Here is a 15,595-nt window from a genome sequence, read left to right as displayed (position 1 = left end):
AATCCTTTTTGAGGAAAACCATGCAACTGAACCTGAAATTGGCCGTTCTTGCGGCGGCCGTCGCTCTTGCCGCTTGCGGCAAAAAAGAAGAAGCCGCGCCGGTCGCAGCACCCGCGGCGGCTCCTGCACCTGCAGCCCAGGTCATCAAGATTGGTCACGTCGGCCCCACCAGCGGTGCGATTGCCCACCTTGGCAAGGACAATGAAAACGGCGCCAAGATGGCGATCGAGGAACTCAACGCTGCTGGCCTGACCATCGGCGGTGCGCCCGTCACCTTCGAACTGCTGGCTGAAGACGATGCAGCCGATCCCAAGCAGGGCACTGCTGCCGCCACCAAGCTGGTGGATGCCAAGGTTGCCGGTGTGATCGGTCACCTGAACTCCGGTACCACCATCCCCGCCTCGCAGATCTACAACGACGCCGGCATCCCCCAGATTTCCCCATCGGCCACCAACCCCAAGTACACCCGCCAAGGTTACGCCGGCGTGTTCCGCATGGTGGCTGACGACGTGCACCTGGGTGGCACGCTGGGCAAGTACGCCGTGGAAACCCTCAAGGCCAAGACCGTGGCCGTGATCGACGACCGCACGGCTTACGGCCAGGGCGTGGCCGACGAGTTTGAAAAAGGTGTGGCCGCTGCTGGCGGTACCGTGGTGGGCCGTGAGTTCACCAACGACAAAGCCACCGACTTCAACGCCATCCTGACCACCCTGAAGGCCAAGAAGCCCGACGTCGTGTTCTTCGGCGGCATGGACGCCGTGGCCGGCCCGATGCTCAAGCAGATGAAGCAACTGGGCATCAACGCCAAGTTCATGGGCGGCGACGGCATCTGCTCCAGCGAGCTGCCCAAGCTGGCCGCTGACGGCATGGCCGACGACCAGGTGTATTGCGCCGAAGCCGGCGGTGTTGAAGGCGAACAGAAAGAAGGCATGGACAAGTTCCGCGCCGACTTCAAGGCCAAGTTCGGTGCCGACGTCCAGGTGTATGCCCCCTACGTGTACGACGCTGTCAAAGTCATGGCCAACGCCATGGTGACCGCCGGCTCCGCAGACCCCAAGGTCTACCTGCCCGCACTCAAGGCCACCAACTACAAAGGCGTGACCGGCAACATCGCCTTTGACGAAAAGGGCGACATCAAGAACGGCGCCCTGACGCTCATGACCTACAAGGCCGGTGCCCGCACCACCCTGGCTGTGATCCGCTGATCGGCGTTTCCTGGTTCTGTTTGAAAGGCCACCCTCGGGTGGCCTTTTTCATGCGCGAGCCATCCTGCTTGTCGGCGCCGGTTTGCACGGCAAGACCTTCGACATGAACCGGTGCGGTGATGTCCTACACCAGTGGTGGGTGAATGAGGCTATGGTCGGCCCAGGTGATCAAGCGACACCCCAACACTCAAGGACATTGGCATGGACAACATCTACGAAGCTCTGAGGGAAAGCCACGAACTGCAGCGCACGCTCTGCCGGCAGCTGGCGCGCACCAAACCGGAAGATCCGCGCGCCCAGGAAATTTTCAAGGAACTGCGCACCGAACTCGCGGCCCATGCCGCAGCCGAAGAGCGATTTCTCTATGCGCCCATCCTGCTGGACGACCTGGGCCTCAAGCCCTCAAGGCACGCCCTTGCGGAGCATCACGAGATCGATGAATGTGTCGAAGCCCTCGCCAAGGCCCGCAAGAAACCGGAGGTGTGGAGCGAGCTGGCCAAAAAACTGTCGCACGAGGTGCACCACCATTTGAAGGAAGAAGAAACCAAGTTCTTCCAGCTCTCCGGCAAGATCCTGAGCGACCGGCAGAAGAGCAGCCTGGCCGGCAAGTACCGGCGCGACCTGAAGCGCATGCGGGCTGTGGAAGCCTGATGGCGGTGGCGGCCAACATGGCCGCTGCAGAAAAGAAAAACGGGCCGTGAGGCCCGTGTTTGCTTGATCCCTGGCGGAGAGGGCGGGATTCGAACCCGCGGTGGGTATTAGCCCACACACGCTTTCCAGGCGTGCGACTTAAACCGCTCATCCACCTCTCCGCGAAGCCTGCGATTGTAGCAGCCTCGAGGGCCTGCTCAGGCGGTCGAGCTGCCGTCGGCCGTCTTGTGCCAGGCGTGTTGTTGCAACACCTCCAGCGAAACGTGTTGCAAGGTGGTGGCGTTGGTGCTCTCCAGCACCACGGGCGGTGCCACGCCGGCTTGCAAGGCTTCTTTCCAGCGCTCAACGCACAGGCACCAGCGATCACCCGGCTTGAGGCCGGCAAACCGCCACTCGGGCCGGGGGGTGCTCAGGTCGTTGCCGCGTTCGCGTGAAAACTCGAGGAAAGCGGCCGTGACGCGCGCGCACACGACATGGGTGCCATGGTCATCGGGGCCGGTCTCGCAACAGCCGTCCCGGTAGAAGCCGGTGAGCGGGTCGTAGGAGCAGGGCAGCAGTTCGGTGCCCAGGACATTGCGCGCGAGGGTCATGGTGTTCTCGACGAGGGCGAAAGGATCAAACGGTCTTGCTGCTGCCGACCATCTTCATGGCCGACGCAATCAGGGCAGACACCTCGGTCATGTTGCTCGGCACGATGAGTGTGGTGGTGGCGTCTGCGGCGACCTTGCTGTACGCGTCTACGGCGCGCTCGGCCACCTTGAGTTGCACGGCTTCCTGGCCACCTGGCTGGCGAATGGCTTCAGCCACCTTGCGGATGGCCTCGGCGGTGGCTTCGGCCACGGCGAGGATGGCGGACGCTTCACCCTGCGCGTTGTTGATCTCGGCCTGCTTCTCGCCTTCGGAGCGTGCAATGAAGGCTTCACGCTCGCCGGTGGCGATGTTGATCTGTTCCTGGCGGCGGCCTTCCGAGGCGGCAATCAGTGCGCGTTTCTCGCGTTCGGCGGTGATCTGGGCCTGCATGGCCAGCAGGATCTCCTTGGGCGGCGTGAGGTCCTTGATCTCGTAGCGCAGCACCTTCACACCCCAGTTCAGCGCGGCTTCGTCGATGGCGTGCACCACCTGGGCGTTGATGATGTCGCGCTCCTCGAAGGTCTTGTCGAGTTCCAGCTTGCCGATGACCGAACGCAGCGAGGTCTGGGCGAGCTGGGTCACAGCGACGATGTAGTTGGACGAGCCATAGCTGGCGCGCATGGGATCGGTCACCTGGAAATAGAGGATGCCGTCGACCTGCAGTTGGGTGTTGTCGCGCGTGATGCAGACCTGGCTGGGCACATCGAGCGGAATTTCCTTGAGGCTGTGCTTGTAGGCCACCTTGTCGATGAAGGGCACAAGGAAGTTCAAGCCCGGCGCCAGCGACGAATGGTATTTGCCCAGGCGCTCGACCACCCAGGCGTTCTGCTGCGGCACCACCTTGACGGAGCGCGTGATGAAGATGGCGGCGACGATGAGCAGGAGGATGGCGATTTCCATGGCAGGCGGTTCTCGATAAGTTGGAAGGGTGAGGGTAGCGCAGGCGCAGACCAGCGCCGGGTGTCAGACCTTGTCGACCAGCAGGCGGCTGCCCACCAGCTCGGCCACGCGGTAAGTGCCTGCCGTGGGCGTGTTGCCCGGGCGGTGGATCACCGTCCATTGCGCGCCCCGGTACTTGACGCTGGCGGTGCCGTCGGGGTTCCATTCGTCGATCTGCAGGATTTCGCCCACATCGAGGTTCACGCTGCGCAGGGCGCGCACCGACGGCTCGCTGTCGCGCCGCTTCTTGATGAAATACCAGGCCACCACCGCCGCGGAACCGGTGCTCGCCGCAACGATCAACTGCCCCACCATCCCCAGGCCGGCGTGGGCGGCCAATGCGCCCGCGGCCATGCCCACGGCCATCATGAGCAGGTAAAAAGTGCCTGTGAAGAGTTCGAGTGCGACGGTGGAACCCGCCAGCAGCCACCACAAGGTTGAATCCGACATGTTTGCGCCCGTTGATTGAATCGATGGTCTGGCCGTTGTGCCGACCGCTCTGCGGGGGCAGAGGGCGGCGTTTGTCTGACCAATGCCACATTCTGCGGCAAATGAACGGACGCACCGGGAACCTGTCTCACGTTGTCCGTACACTTCGCGCTTTCTTTCGCCTGATGGCCGCACCCCCCCTGCGGCTGGAGAACCTCATGAAATTCCGCTTTCCCATCGTCATCATCGACGAGGACTTCCGCTCCGAAAACACCTCGGGCCTGGGCATCCGTGCGCTGGCGCAGGCCATCGAGGTCGAGGGCTTCGAGGTGGTGGGGGTGACCAGTTACGGCGACATGAGCCAGTTTGCCCAGCAGCAGAGCCGGGCCAGCGCCTTCATCCTGTCGATCGACGACGAGGAGTTCAGCCACGGAGCCGACCTCGACCCGGTGGTGCTGAACCTGCGCAACTTCATCGACGAGGTGCGGCGCAAGAACTCGGACGTGCCGATCTACATCTACGGCGAGACCAAGACCAGCCGGCATCTGCCCAACGACATCCTGCGCGAGCTGCACGGCTTCATCCACATGTTCGAGGACACGCCCGAGTTCGTGGCGCGCCACATCATCCGTGAGGCCAAGAGCTATCTCGAAGGCATCCAGCCGCCGTTTTTCAAGGCCTTGCTCGACTACGCCGAAGACGGCTCGTATTCATGGCACTGCCCGGGTCACTCGGGTGGCGTGGCGTTCCTCAAAAGTCCAGTGGGCCAGATGTTCCACCAGTTCTTCGGCGAGAACATGCTGCGCGCCGACGTGTGCAACGCGGTGGAAGAACTGGGTCAGCTGCTGGACCACAACGGCGCCATTGGCGCCAGTGAGCGCAACGCGGCGCGCATCTTCAACGCCGACCACTGTTTCTTCGTGACCAACGGCACCAGCACCAGCAACAAGATGGTCTGGCACCACACGGTGGCGCCGGGCGACGTGGTGGTGGTGGACCGCAACTGCCACAAGTCCATCCTGCACAGCATCATCATGACGGGCGCTATCCCCGTCTTCCTGAAGCCCACGCGCAACCATTACGGCATCATCGGCCCGATCCCGCAGAGCGAGTTCGAGATCGACGCAATCAAGGCCAAGATCCGCGCCAACCCGCTGCTGGCCGGCGTGGACGCCGACGCGGTCAAGCCCCGCGTGCTCACACTCACCCAGTCCACCTACGACGGCGTGCTCTACAACACCGAAGCCATCAAGCAGATGCTCGACGGTTACGTGGCCAACCTGCACTTTGACGAAGCCTGGTTGCCGCACGCGGCCTTCCACCCGTTCTACGGCAACTTCCACGCCATGGGCAAAAAGCGCGTGCGCCCCATGGAGTCGGTGGTGTACGCCACCCAGTCCATCCACAAGCTGCTCGCCGGGATCAGCCAGGCCAGCCACGTGCTCGTGCAGGACTCGCAGAACGTCAAGCTCGACCGCCACCTCTTCAACGAGGCTTACCTGATGCACACCAGCACCAGCCCCCAGTACGCCATCATCGCCAGCTGCGACGTGGCCGCGGCCATGATGGAGCCGCCCGGCGGCAAGGCGCTGGTGGAGGAGAGCATCTTTGAAGCGCTCGATTTCCGCCGCGCCATGCGCAAGATCGACGCCGAGTTCGGCGACGACGACTGGTGGTTCAAGGTTTGGGGTCCGGACGACCTGGCCGAAGAAGGCATGGGCGAGGCCATCGACTGGGTGCTCAACCCCGATCCGGCGGGCTCACAGGCCACCGCCAAGGAATGGCACGGCTTTGGCGACATGGCGCCGGGCTTCAACATGCTGGACCCGATCAAGGCCACCATCGTCACCCCGGGCCTGAACCTGGACGGCCGTTTCGAGCCCGAAGGCATCCCGGCATCCATCGTCACCAAGTTTCTCGCCGAGCACGGTGTGGTGGTGGAGAAGACCGGCCTGTACAGCTTCTTCATCATGTTCACCATCGGCATCACCAAGGGCCGCTGGAACACGCTGCTGACCGCGCTGCAGCAGTTCAAGGACGACTACGCCAAGAACCAGCCGATGTGGCGCATCCTGCCGGAGTTCTGCCAGAAGCACCCGCGCTACGAGCAGATGGGCCTGCGCGATCTGTGCCAGCACGTGCACGAGCTCTACGCCCGCTACGACATCGCGCGCCTCACGACCGAGATGTACCTGAGCGACCTCACGCCGGCCATGAAACCAACCGACGCGTTCGCGCACATCGCGCAGCGCACCACCGAGCGTGTGCCGATCGACGAGCTCGAAGGCCGCATCACCACCAGCCTGGTCACGCCGTACCCGCCGGGCATCCCGCTGCTGATCCCGGGCGAGGTGTTCAACAAGAAGATCGTCGACTACCTCAAGTTCGCGCGCGAGTTCAACGCCCAGTGCCCGGGCTTCGAGACCGACATCCACGGTCTGGTGGAAATGGTCGGCGATGACGGCAGGAAGCGTTACTTCGCCGACTGCGTCAAGGCCTGATCAGCGTGGTGCGTCAGGCCGCACCCGCACGAAACTGGCGAAGCGCGGCACGCCGCTCCCATTGACGCCGCGAAAGCGGTAGGTGACCCATTCGCCCACCGCGGGTGGATGGTCACGCTGGGCATCGGAGAAGCCGGTGCCCAGGCGGAACCTGGCGCCCTCGGGCGTTTCGACCAGCAGGGCACCCAGGCGGCCGGCGTGGCGGCCCTGGCCCGGCAGGTGCTGCAGCACGCGGGCCTCGGCGTCTTCGTGCGTCTTCACCTTCAGCAGCTCGTCGTTCCACTCGGCGCGGTAGAACGAATCGCCCCGGTGCAGCATCAGACCCTCGCCGCCGGCTTTCACCAGACGGTCCAGTCGGGCCATCAACTCGGCGTTGCTGGCGACGCGCTCTTGAGCGACGGCCTGCACCCAGGGCTGGTTGAGTCTTTTCACAAGCGTCTGGTAGGCCTGGATGCGTTCGGTGAAACGCCCCGGGTGGGCGGGCAAGTCGAACACCATGAAGCGAACCCGCCGCCACGCATCTTCGCCAGGGGTCAGTCGGCGCACCGTGGAGAGCGTCTCTTCAAAACGCCCGCGGCCGATCCAGAGTTCACCGTCCATGGACTCGGCGGACCAGCCGGCCGTGAACCAGTCGGGTGCGGTGATGGCCTCACCGCCCCGGGTCAGCAGCCGCTGGCCATCCCAGCAGGCGCGCAGGCCGTCGTATTTTTCACTCAGCCAGTAGTCGCGCAGCGGCACACCGGGTCGGTAGACCTTGGCGAGCATCAAGGCGGGAGTGTCGCCAGCCCGCGAAGCACCGGACAGGCCAGCCCAAAGGAGGCCCAGCACGCCGAGCAGTTCGCGCCGCTTCACAACGCTCCCCGAAGCGCAAAGGGATCAGCTCAGCGCTTCGCTGTCGCGGCTCACGCCCGTGGTGTGGCTGTAGCCACCGTCCACATAGGTGATCTCGGCGGTCACGCCACCGGCCAGATCGCTCAGCAAAAAGGCGGCCACGTTGCCCACGTCTTCGATGGTCACATTGCGGCGGATCGGCGAGGCGCTGGCGACCATGTTCAGCAGCTTGCCGAAGTCCTTGATGCCGCTGGCGGCCAGGGTCTTGATGGGGCCGGCACTGATGCCGTTGACGCGCATGCCCTTGGGGCCGAGCGACTCGGCCAGGTAACGCACCGAGGCTTCCAGGCTGGCCTTGGCCAGGCCCATGGTGTTGTAGTTGGGCACGGCGCGCAGGGCGCCGAGGTAGGTGAGGGTGAGCAGGGCCGACTTCTCGTTGAGCATGGGCAGCGCGGCCTTGGCCATGGCCGGGAAGCTGTAGGCGCTGATGTCGTGGGCGATGCGGAAGTTCTCGCGCGTCAGACCATCCAGAAAGTCGCCGGCAATGGCTTCGCGCGGGGCGAAGCCGATGCTGTGCACGAAGCCGTCGAACTTGGGCCACACCTGCGCCAGGTCGGCAAACAGTTTCTCGATCTGGGCATCGTCACCCACGTCGCAGTCAAAGATGAGTTTGGAGTCAAAGTCGGCCGCGAACTCGGTGATGCGGTCCTTGAAGCGCTCGCCGACATAGCTGAATGCGAGCTCGGCACCCTGCTGGTGGCAGGCCCTGGCGATGCCGTAAGCGATGGACCGGTTGGACAGCACGCCCGTGATCAGCAATTTCTTGCCAGTGAGAAAACCCATGTTTCTGTCTCCAATGAAAAATCCTTCAGAATTGTCGCATGCACTTCTCCCGCATCCGCCCCGGCCACCGACTCGTCTCGACGTCCCTGGCCGCGTTGCTGATGCTCCTCAGCCCGCTCGCTTGGGCGGCTCACGGTTACGCGCTGTGGGGCCAGCTCAAGTACCCCGAGGGCTTCACGCATTTCGACTACGTCAACCCCACCGCTCCCAAGGGCGGAGAGCTGCGGCTGGTGAGCAACCTGCGGCTGTCCACCTTCGACAAATACAACCCCTTCACGCTGCGTGGCAGCGCCCCGGCGTATTTGTCGGACCTCATGTTCGACTCCTTGCTCACCGGTGCGCTGGACGAAAACGGCGCCGCGTACGGTTTGCTTGCCGAAGATGTGGCCACCGCGCCCGATGGCCTGTCGGTCACGTTCAAGTTGCGTGACACCGCGCGCTTCCACAACGGCGATCCGGTGCTCGCCGCCGACGTGAAGCACAGCTTCGACACGCTCATGGGTCCGCACACCTCACCCGCCTTCAAGACCGTCTTGCAGGACGTGGCCGGGCTGGACGTGCTGGGCGAACGCACGGTGCGTTACCGCTTCAAGAAGCCCAACCGCGAACTGCCGCTGACCGTGGGCGGTCTGCCGGTGTTCAGCCGGGCCTGGGGCAACTCGGTGGATCCCAAGACCGGACAACGCAAGACCTTCGACCAGGTCGTGACCGACATTCCCATCGGAAGCGGGCCCTACAAAATCGGCCCGGTGCAATTCGGCAAGGACATCACCTATGTGCGCGACCCGGCCTACTGGGCGCGGGACTTGCCGGTGCGCCGCGGCACCGCCAACTTCGACCGCATCGTCGTCAAGATCTACAAGGACAACACGGCCAAGCTCGAAGCCCTGAAGGCCGGCGAGTTCGATCTCATGCGCTTTTTCTCGGCCGGCGACTGGGCGCGCCGCGTCAACGGCAAGAAGTTCGACACGGGTGAACTCGTCAAAGGCGAGTTCACGCACCGTCTGCCCACCGGCTTTCAAAGTTATGTGCTCAACACGCGCCGCCCGCCGTTGGACGACATCCGCGTGCGAGAGGCGCTGGGCCTGGCGATGGACTACGAGTGGATGAACCGGCAGATGTTCTACAACGCCTACCAGCGCGTGCAGGGCCTGTTCGGAAACACCGATTGTTCGCCGCAGGGCACGCCATCGCCCGAAGAGCTGGCTTTGCTGGAGCCCTGGCGCAAGCAGTTGCCGCCCGCTGTGTTCGGTCCGGTGTACGCGGCGCCTCGAACCGATGGAGCGAACTCCCTGCGCGGCAACCTCAAGCGTGCGAAGGCCTTGCTGCGCGAGGCCGGCTGGACGGTTCAGGGCGGCCAGTTGCGCAACGCGCAAGGCCAGGCCATGGTGCTCGAGTACCTGGACAGCAACGAGACCGGCGCGCGTGTGGTCACACCGTGGATACGCAACCTGACCAAGCTCGGGGTCGAGCTCAAGTTTCGCCCGGTGGACTTTGCGCTCTACCAGCAGCGCCTGCGCAGTTTCGATTTCGACATCGTCTCGCTGGCCTATGGCGGTACCAACAACCCGGGTGCCGAGTACGCTGACCTGTTCGGCAGCGCGGCGGCCAAAACTGAAGACTCGGGCAACCACACCGGCATCGCCAACCCCGCCGTGGACGCGTTGATCGAACGCATGATCGAAGCACCCACGCAGCCCGAGTTCCTGGCGGCCTGCCGCGCGCTCGACCGCGCCATCACCCACAGCCATGTGCTGATCCCGCAGTGGTCGGCCACGACGCACCGCATGGCTTACAACGCGTGGCGACTGGCTCGTCCAAAGGACATGCCGCCTTACGCATCAGGTGAGGTGTGGGCCATCGACACTTGGTGGGCTCAGAAATGATGCCCCCTCGCTCCACCGCTGCGCGGATCGCTGCCCCCCGAGGGGGCTGGCCTTGCTTGGGGCGGCCCGGCGCGGCGGCCCTCTCACCTCGAAGGGACTGACGCACCATGTGGGTCTACATCCTCAAACGCCTCCTGCTGATGATCCCGACGCTGTTCGGGGTGCTGCTGCTGACCTTCGTGGTGATCCAGTTCGTGCCGGGTGGGCCGGTGGATCAGTATCTCGCCGAAGCCCGTGCGGGTGCCGGCGCAGCGGGGGCCGAAGGTGGTTCGGTGTACCGAGGCGCACAGGGTGTTGACCCCAAACGCATCGAGCAGATCAAGGCCCTCTACGGCTTCGACAAACCCGCGCATGAGCGCTTCTTCCAGATGCTCGGCCAGTTCGCGCGCTTCGACCTGGGCACCAGCTTTTTCCAGAACAAGGCGGTGTCCGAACTCATCATGGAGAAACTGCCGGTCTCCATCACGCTGGGCCTGTGGACCTTCCTCATCAGCTACGGCGTGGCCGTGCCGCTGGGCGTGGCCAAGGCGGTGCGCGCCGGCTCGCGCTTCGATCTGGTCACCACCTTGCTCGTGCTCATTGGCTACGCCATCCCCGGCTTCGTGCTGGGTGTCGCGCTGCTGGTGATCTTTGGCGGGCAGTTGCAGTGGTTCCCGCTGCGCGGCCTCACGTCCTCCAACTGGGAAGAACTCAGCTGGGGCGCCCGCATCGTCGACTACCTGTGGCACATCACCTTGCCGGTCACCGCCATGGTGCTGGGCAGTTTTGCGGTCACGGCCATGCTGACCAAGAACGCGTTCCTGGAAGAGATCCGCAAGCAGTACGTGATGACAGCGCGCGCCAAAGGCCTGAGCGAGCGGCAGGTGCTGTGGAAACACATCTTCCGCAATGCGCTCATTCCCATCGTCACGGGCTTTCCGTCGGCCTTCATCGGCGCTTTCTTCGCGGGGTCGTTGTTGATCGAAACGCTTTTTTCGCTCGACGGTCTGGGTTTGCTGAGCTACGAAAGTGTGATCCGGCGCGACTACCCGGTGGTGCTCGGTACTTTGTTCTTTTTCACGCTCATCGGCCTGGTGACCAAGCTGATTTCCGACCTCTGTTATGTCTGGGTGGACCCGCGTGTCAAATTCGACTGAAGCCGTGACACCGTCGTTGTCCCCGAGCGCGCGCGCCTGGCGGCGCTTCAAGCGCAACCGTCTGGGCTACTGGAGCCTCGTGCTGTTCTGCCTGCTGGTGGTCGGCAGCTTGTTCGCCGAGGTGCTGTCGAACGACCGGCCCTTGGTCGTGCGCTACGAAGGCACCACCTATTTCCCCATGGTCAAGGACTATGCAGAAACCGTGTTCGGCGGCGACTTCGACACCACCACCGACTACCTCGATCCCTTCATCCGCGAGCAGATCACCCAAGGCGACAACTGGGCCATCTACGCACCCAATCCGTATGGCCCGCAGACACTGAACTACTTCGCCAAGCTGCCCAATCCTTCGCCGCCGAGGCTGGACAACCTGTTCGGTACCGACGACCGCGGCCGCGACCTGCTGGCGCAACTGATCTACGGTTTTCGCGTGAGCGTGCTGTTCGCACTGGCGCTCACCGTCATCGGTGTGTTGCTGGGTGTGGTCACCGGCGCCATCCAGGGTTTTTTCGGCGGCAAGACCGATCTCGCCTTCCAGCGCTTCATCGAAATCTGGGGCTCCATGCCGGAGTTGTATTTGCTCATCATCTTTTCGGCCGTGTTCGCGCCCAGCATCAGCCTGTTGTTGATCCTGCTCAGCCTGTTCGGCTGGATGGGTCTGAGTGACTACGTGCGCGCCGAGTTTCTGCGCAACCGCCAGCTCGACTACGTGCGTGCCGCGCGCGCGCTGGGCCTGTCCAACTGGCAGATCATCTGGCGCCACGTGCTTCCCAACAGCCTCACGCCGGTGGTCACCTTCCTGCCGTTCCGCATGAGCGCGGCGATCCTGGCGCTGACCTCGCTCGACTTTCTGGGCCTGGGTGTGCCGCCCGGCACGCCCTCGCTGGGTGAACTGCTGAGCCAGGGCAAAAACAACATCGACGCCTGGTGGATTTCACTCTCCACCTTCGCGGTCCTGGTGATCACGCTGCTGCTGCTGACCTTCATGGGCGATGCGCTGCGCGATGCGCTCGATCCGAGAAAGGCCGACAAATGACGGCCCCCACGCTCCCCGCTTCGCGAGGTTCGCTGCCCCCCGAGGGGGCTGCCCGGCCTTGGGGCGGCCCGGCGGCGGGGCCCGGCCCCACGCTCCTCAACGTCAAAGGCCTGCGCGTCTCGTTCGGCGGCCAGGAAGTCGTTCACGGCATCGACTTTTCCATCAAGGCGGGCGAAAAGCTCGCGCTGGTGGGCGAATCCGGCTCGGGAAAAACGGTCTCGGCGCTCTCGCTGCTGCGCCTGGTGCACAACGCCGACGTGAGTGGCTCGGCGCTGCTCAATGGACGCGATCTGCTGCAGTTGACCGAACACCAGCTGCGCGGTGTGCGCGGTGACGAGGTGGCGATCATTTTTCAGGAACCCATGACGGCGCTGAACCCGCTCTACACCGTGGGCGACCAGATCGGCGAGGTCTTGCAGCTCAAAAAGGGCCTCACGCCGCGTCAGGCGCTCGCGTCCACCATCGAGCTGCTGGCCTCCACCGGCATCCCGGAGCCGGCGCGCCGCGCCGATGCCTTCCCGCACCAGCTCAGCGGCGGCCAGCGCCAGCGCGCCATGATCGCCATGGCCCTGGCCAGTGCGCCCAAGCTGCTGCTGGCCGACGAGCCCACCACCGCGTTGGATGTGAGCCTGCGTGGCCAGATATTGGATCTTCTGGCAGATTTGCAGCGCCAGCACGGCATGGCGGTGTTGCTGATCACGCACGACCTGAACCTGGTGCGCCGATTCGCCGACCGCGTGGCCGTGATGGAGCAGGGTCATCTGGTGGAGCAGGGCGCAGTGAGCGACGTGTTTGCCGCGCCGCAGCACGCCTATACCCAGATGCTGTTGGCGAGCAAACCCGAGCGCGACGTGGCGCCGGCCCAGCCGCCCGCCGCCGATGCCACGCCGGTGCTGCAAGCCCGCGGCCTGCGCGTGGGTTATCCCGTTCCACTGCCCGGCCTGACGGGTTGGTTCAAGAAAGGTGAGTTCGTCGCGGTCCAGGGCGCCGACCTGGACGTGGCGCCGGGTCAGACGCTGGGCGTGATTGGCGAATCGGGCTCGGGCAAGTCCACGCTTGCGCTCGCCGCGCTGGGTTTGCTGCCCTACCAAGGCAACTTGCAGGTCACAGGATCCGACTGGACGCAAGCTTTGAAGAGTGGCGAGAGCAGGGCGCTGCGCCAGCGGGTGCAAGTCGTGTTCCAGGATCCGTTTTCATCGCTGTCCCCGCGCATGACCATCGAACAGATCGTGGGCGAAGGACTGCTGGTGCACCAGCCTGGGCTTTCCGTGGCGCAACGCCGTGAGCGCGTGGTCAAGGCACTGGCCGATGTGGGCCTGGTGGACGACCCGCGGCGCGGTGGCGACTGGTTGCAGCGCTACCCGCACGAATTTTCGGGTGGCCAGCGTCAGCGACTGGCCATCGCCCGCGCGCTCATCATCGATCCACAACTGCTCGTGCTCGATGAGCCCACCAGCGCGCTGGATGTCACCGTTCAGAAGCAGGTGCTGGCCCTGCTGCAGCGCCTGCAGCGCGAACGCGGCCTGAGCTACTTGCTGATCACGCACGACGTGGATGTGATCCAGGCCATGGCGCATCATGTGATCGTGATGAAGGACGGTGAGGTGGTCGAAAGTGGCCCGGTTGAGCAGGTGCTGCGCGCCCCCGAGCACCCTTACACCCGCACCTTGGTGCAGGCCGCCGCCTGATGCGCTCAAAGGCTTGACTTGCGTCAGGCTGCTGACGAGATGGGCGGCGTATAACCGACGCTCATGACCGATTCCTCTCTCGCTTCCACACGCCCTGTCTCGCTTCGGTCGCCTGGGCGCTGGCTGGCTCTGGGCTGGGCCGACCTGCGGCGCAACCCGGTACCGGGCCTGGTACACGGCTTGCTGCTCACCGCCTTTGGCTGGCTGCTGCTCTGGGCTGCACGTGACCAGTTCTGGCTGCTGGCCGGTGCCTTCTCGGGCTTTCTCATCGTCGCGCCCATCCTCGCCACCGGGCTCTACCAGGTCAGCCGCCAGCGCAGCGCCGGCCTGGGCGAGGTGGTTGAGCTCTGGCGCTCGGGCGATGGCCGTTTGGTGAAGTTCGGCCTGCTGCTGGGCTTGGCCGGCACGGGCTGGGTGCTGACCTCGGCCGGACTCATCACGCTGTGGTCGCCCGTGCCCATCCTCAAGCCGGTGGATTTCCTGCGTCACGTCGTGCTGGTGCGCGAAATCGGCCTGTTCGAGGTCTGGCTGTTGCTCGGCGCCTTGCTCGCAGCGCCCGTGTTCGCGTCCACCGTGGTGGCCCTGCCCATGCTGGTGGACACCCGCGTCTCGGTGATGGAGGCAGTGACGGAGAGCTGGCGCGCCGTGGCCAGCCATCCCGGGCCCATGGCGTTGTGGGCGGTGGTGATTGCCCTGCTGGTCGGACTGGGCATGCTCACCGCCTTGCTCGGGCTCATTGTGCTGATCCCGCTGCTGGCCCACGCCAGCTGGCACGCCTACCGCGACCTGACCGCCCATCGGATGGGGCGCTGAGCCATGGGCAACACCCTGTTCGGCTACACCGAAGGCCAGATCGCCCAGTTCGGCCTGACCTTCGGCGTCGGCGCCTTCATCCTGTACATGCTCTTCATCGTGTTCAACCTGGCGCGCGAATCCAAGGCCGGCAAGTTCGGCACCTTCGTGCTGTTTCTGGTCCTGTCATTCGGCATGTTGGGGTTTCTGGCAAAGAACCTCATTCAATGGGTTCTGGGTATTTGAACGGTGTTCAGCATTGAACTGTTGATAGGGTTGCCAATCGCCTGTTGCAGGCGTTACAATGCGAGCTTCACGACCAAATGGGCGGGTAACTACCGGCCCATTTTTTTTGGCCGAACGCTTTTGACCCTGGGGTAATCCACAGGGTTGATTCTTTGGTCCACCCTGGGCAGACACCATCAGCATGGCTTGGCAAGAGATCGTAGAGCAGACCGTTACCGGACTGGGTTTTGACCTGGTGGAGTTGGAGCGCTCGGGCAGTGGCTTGCTGAAGGTCACGATCGATCTGCCGTGGGAGGCGCCCGTTGCGGGCCAGCCCGTGCCGGTGGAGCGTTTTGTCACGGTCGAGGATTGCGAAAAAATCACGCGTCAGTTGCAATACCTGCTGGAAGTCGAGGGCCTGGAATACCGCCGCCTCGAAGTGGGTTCGCCGGGCATTGACCGGCCACTCAAACGTGAAATTGACTATGTGAGGTTTGAAGGTCACGTGATCGACCTCACCTTGAAAGCGCCGATCGGCGCCACCGGAACCGACGTGGCGGCGAACCGCAAGAAATTCAGGGGCACGCTGGAGCGTGCCGACGATGGTGTGCAGTGGCAGGTGGTCTGGAGCGATGCGCCCGAACCCAAGCCCGGCGCGCGGGTGAGCAAGAAGCGCGCGCCCGTGCCCATGCAGGCCATGACCTTTTCGCTGGACGACATCCAGCAGGCGCGCTTGGCGCCGATCGTGAATTTCAAGGGCCGTCAGGCCCCTGGAGCCAACGCTTCAGACAGCGATGAATGAG

General features: G+C 64.2%; 15 protein-coding genes and 1 tRNA gene. 10 read left to right on the top strand and 6 right to left on the bottom strand.

Annotated features, from left to right (window positions below; translation table 11 throughout):
- Window positions 1–20: 20 nt before the first annotated feature.
- Both BSY239_RS08740 and BSY239_RS08735 read left to right on the top strand, forming a co-directional pair.
- Window positions 21–1,205 (top strand): branched-chain amino acid ABC transporter substrate-binding protein, encoded by a 1,185-nt coding sequence (locus BSY239_RS08740; RefSeq protein WP_156775443.1) that lies wholly within the window; start codon window positions 21–23, stop codon window positions 1,203–1,205.
- 201 nt (window positions 1,206–1,406) lie between these two features.
- On the top strand, window positions 1,407–1,856 hold the full coding sequence (locus BSY239_RS08735) for a hemerythrin domain-containing protein (protein ID WP_069046502.1): 450 nt from the start codon (window positions 1,407–1,409) through the stop codon (window positions 1,854–1,856).
- A 71-nt stretch (window positions 1,857–1,927) separates the two neighbouring features.
- Here the strand turns inward: BSY239_RS08735 and BSY239_RS08730 are convergent.
- The 4 genes from BSY239_RS08730 to BSY239_RS08715 all read right to left on the bottom strand — a co-directional run bounded on the left by BSY239_RS08730 (window position 1,928) and on the right by BSY239_RS08715 (window position 3,875).
- Window positions 1,928–2,017 (bottom strand) — tRNA-Ser (locus BSY239_RS08730).
- Between the two features lie 36 nt (window positions 2,018–2,053).
- The gene (locus tag BSY239_RS08725; protein WP_069046501.1) at window positions 2,054–2,446 is read right to left on the bottom strand and encodes a DUF2237 family protein; all 393 of its coding nucleotides are present in this window, start codon (window positions 2,444–2,446) and stop codon (window positions 2,054–2,056) included.
- Between the two features lie 25 nt (window positions 2,447–2,471).
- Entirely contained in the window at window positions 2,472–3,386 is a 915-nt protein-coding gene (locus tag BSY239_RS08720) for an SPFH domain-containing protein (protein ID WP_069046500.1), read from the bottom strand.
- 63 nt (window positions 3,387–3,449) lie between these two features.
- A complete protein-coding gene (locus tag BSY239_RS08715) occupies window positions 3,450–3,875 on the bottom strand; it encodes an NfeD family protein (protein WP_069046499.1) in 426 nt (141 codons plus the stop codon).
- Between the two features lie 197 nt (window positions 3,876–4,072).
- On the opposite strand from BSY239_RS08715, the gene BSY239_RS08710 reads away from it, so the two are divergent.
- Window positions 4,073–6,355 carry an arginine/lysine/ornithine decarboxylase gene (locus BSY239_RS08710; protein WP_069046498.1) on the top strand — a complete coding sequence of 761 codons (2,283 nt, stop codon included), beginning with the start codon at window positions 4,073–4,075 and terminating at the stop codon, window positions 6,353–6,355.
- Here BSY239_RS08710 and BSY239_RS08705 read toward each other — a convergent pair whose 3' ends face one another.
- Both BSY239_RS08705 and fabI read right to left on the bottom strand, forming a co-directional pair.
- A complete protein-coding gene (locus tag BSY239_RS08705; RefSeq protein ID WP_069046497.1) occupies window positions 6,356–7,207 on the bottom strand; it encodes a DNA ligase in 852 nt (283 codons plus the stop codon).
- Window positions 7,208–7,231: 24 nt separating this feature from the next.
- Window positions 7,232–8,029: an enoyl-ACP reductase FabI gene (fabI, locus tag BSY239_RS08700; protein WP_069046496.1), complete on the bottom strand. Its 798-nt coding sequence runs from the start codon at window positions 8,027–8,029 to the stop codon at window positions 7,232–7,234.
- Window positions 8,030–8,130: 101 nt separating this feature from the next.
- Between fabI and BSY239_RS08695 the strand changes: the two genes are divergently transcribed.
- From BSY239_RS08695 to rimP, 7 genes are all read left to right on the top strand, one after another.
- Complete coding sequence (locus tag BSY239_RS08695) at window positions 8,131–9,915, top strand: extracellular solute-binding protein (protein ID WP_069048881.1); 1,785 nt, start codon at window positions 8,131–8,133, stop codon at window positions 9,913–9,915.
- Window positions 9,916–10,022: 107 nt separating this feature from the next.
- Window positions 10,023–11,051, top strand: a complete 1,029-nt coding sequence (locus BSY239_RS08690; RefSeq protein ID WP_069046495.1) for a microcin C ABC transporter permease YejB — start codon at window positions 10,023–10,025, stop codon at window positions 11,049–11,051.
- Window positions 11,017–12,087: an ABC transporter permease gene (locus BSY239_RS08685; RefSeq protein ID WP_172823091.1), complete on the top strand. Its 1,071-nt coding sequence runs from the start codon at window positions 11,017–11,019 to the stop codon at window positions 12,085–12,087. Before BSY239_RS08690 ends, BSY239_RS08685 begins: the two co-directional genes overlap by 35 nt.
- On the top strand, window positions 12,084–13,775 hold the full coding sequence (locus BSY239_RS08680; RefSeq protein WP_083239891.1) for an ABC transporter ATP-binding protein: 1,692 nt from the start codon (window positions 12,084–12,086) through the stop codon (window positions 13,773–13,775). Before BSY239_RS08685 ends, BSY239_RS08680 begins: the two co-directional genes overlap by 4 nt.
- A gap of 63 nt (window positions 13,776–13,838) precedes the next feature.
- Window positions 13,839–14,588 carry a DUF2189 domain-containing protein gene (locus tag BSY239_RS08675; protein ID WP_069046493.1) on the top strand — a complete coding sequence of 250 codons (750 nt, stop codon included), beginning with the start codon at window positions 13,839–13,841 and terminating at the stop codon, window positions 14,586–14,588.
- A gap of 3 nt (window positions 14,589–14,591) precedes the next feature.
- On the top strand, window positions 14,592–14,813 hold the full coding sequence (locus tag BSY239_RS08670) for a DUF2788 domain-containing protein (protein ID WP_056274579.1): 222 nt from the start codon (window positions 14,592–14,594) through the stop codon (window positions 14,811–14,813).
- Between the two features lie 181 nt (window positions 14,814–14,994).
- The gene (gene rimP / locus BSY239_RS08665; RefSeq protein WP_069046492.1) at window positions 14,995–15,594 is read left to right on the top strand and encodes a ribosome maturation factor RimP; all 600 of its coding nucleotides are present in this window, start codon (window positions 14,995–14,997) and stop codon (window positions 15,592–15,594) included.
- Window position 15,595 lies beyond the last annotated feature (1 nt).

The organism is Hydrogenophaga sp. RAC07 (assembly GCF_001713375.1).
Classification (GTDB): Bacteria; Pseudomonadota; Gammaproteobacteria; order Burkholderiales; family Burkholderiaceae_C; genus Hydrogenophaga.
The sequence above is the reverse complement of the archived record's forward strand: the minus strand, read 5'-3'. Positions and strand labels throughout refer to the sequence as shown.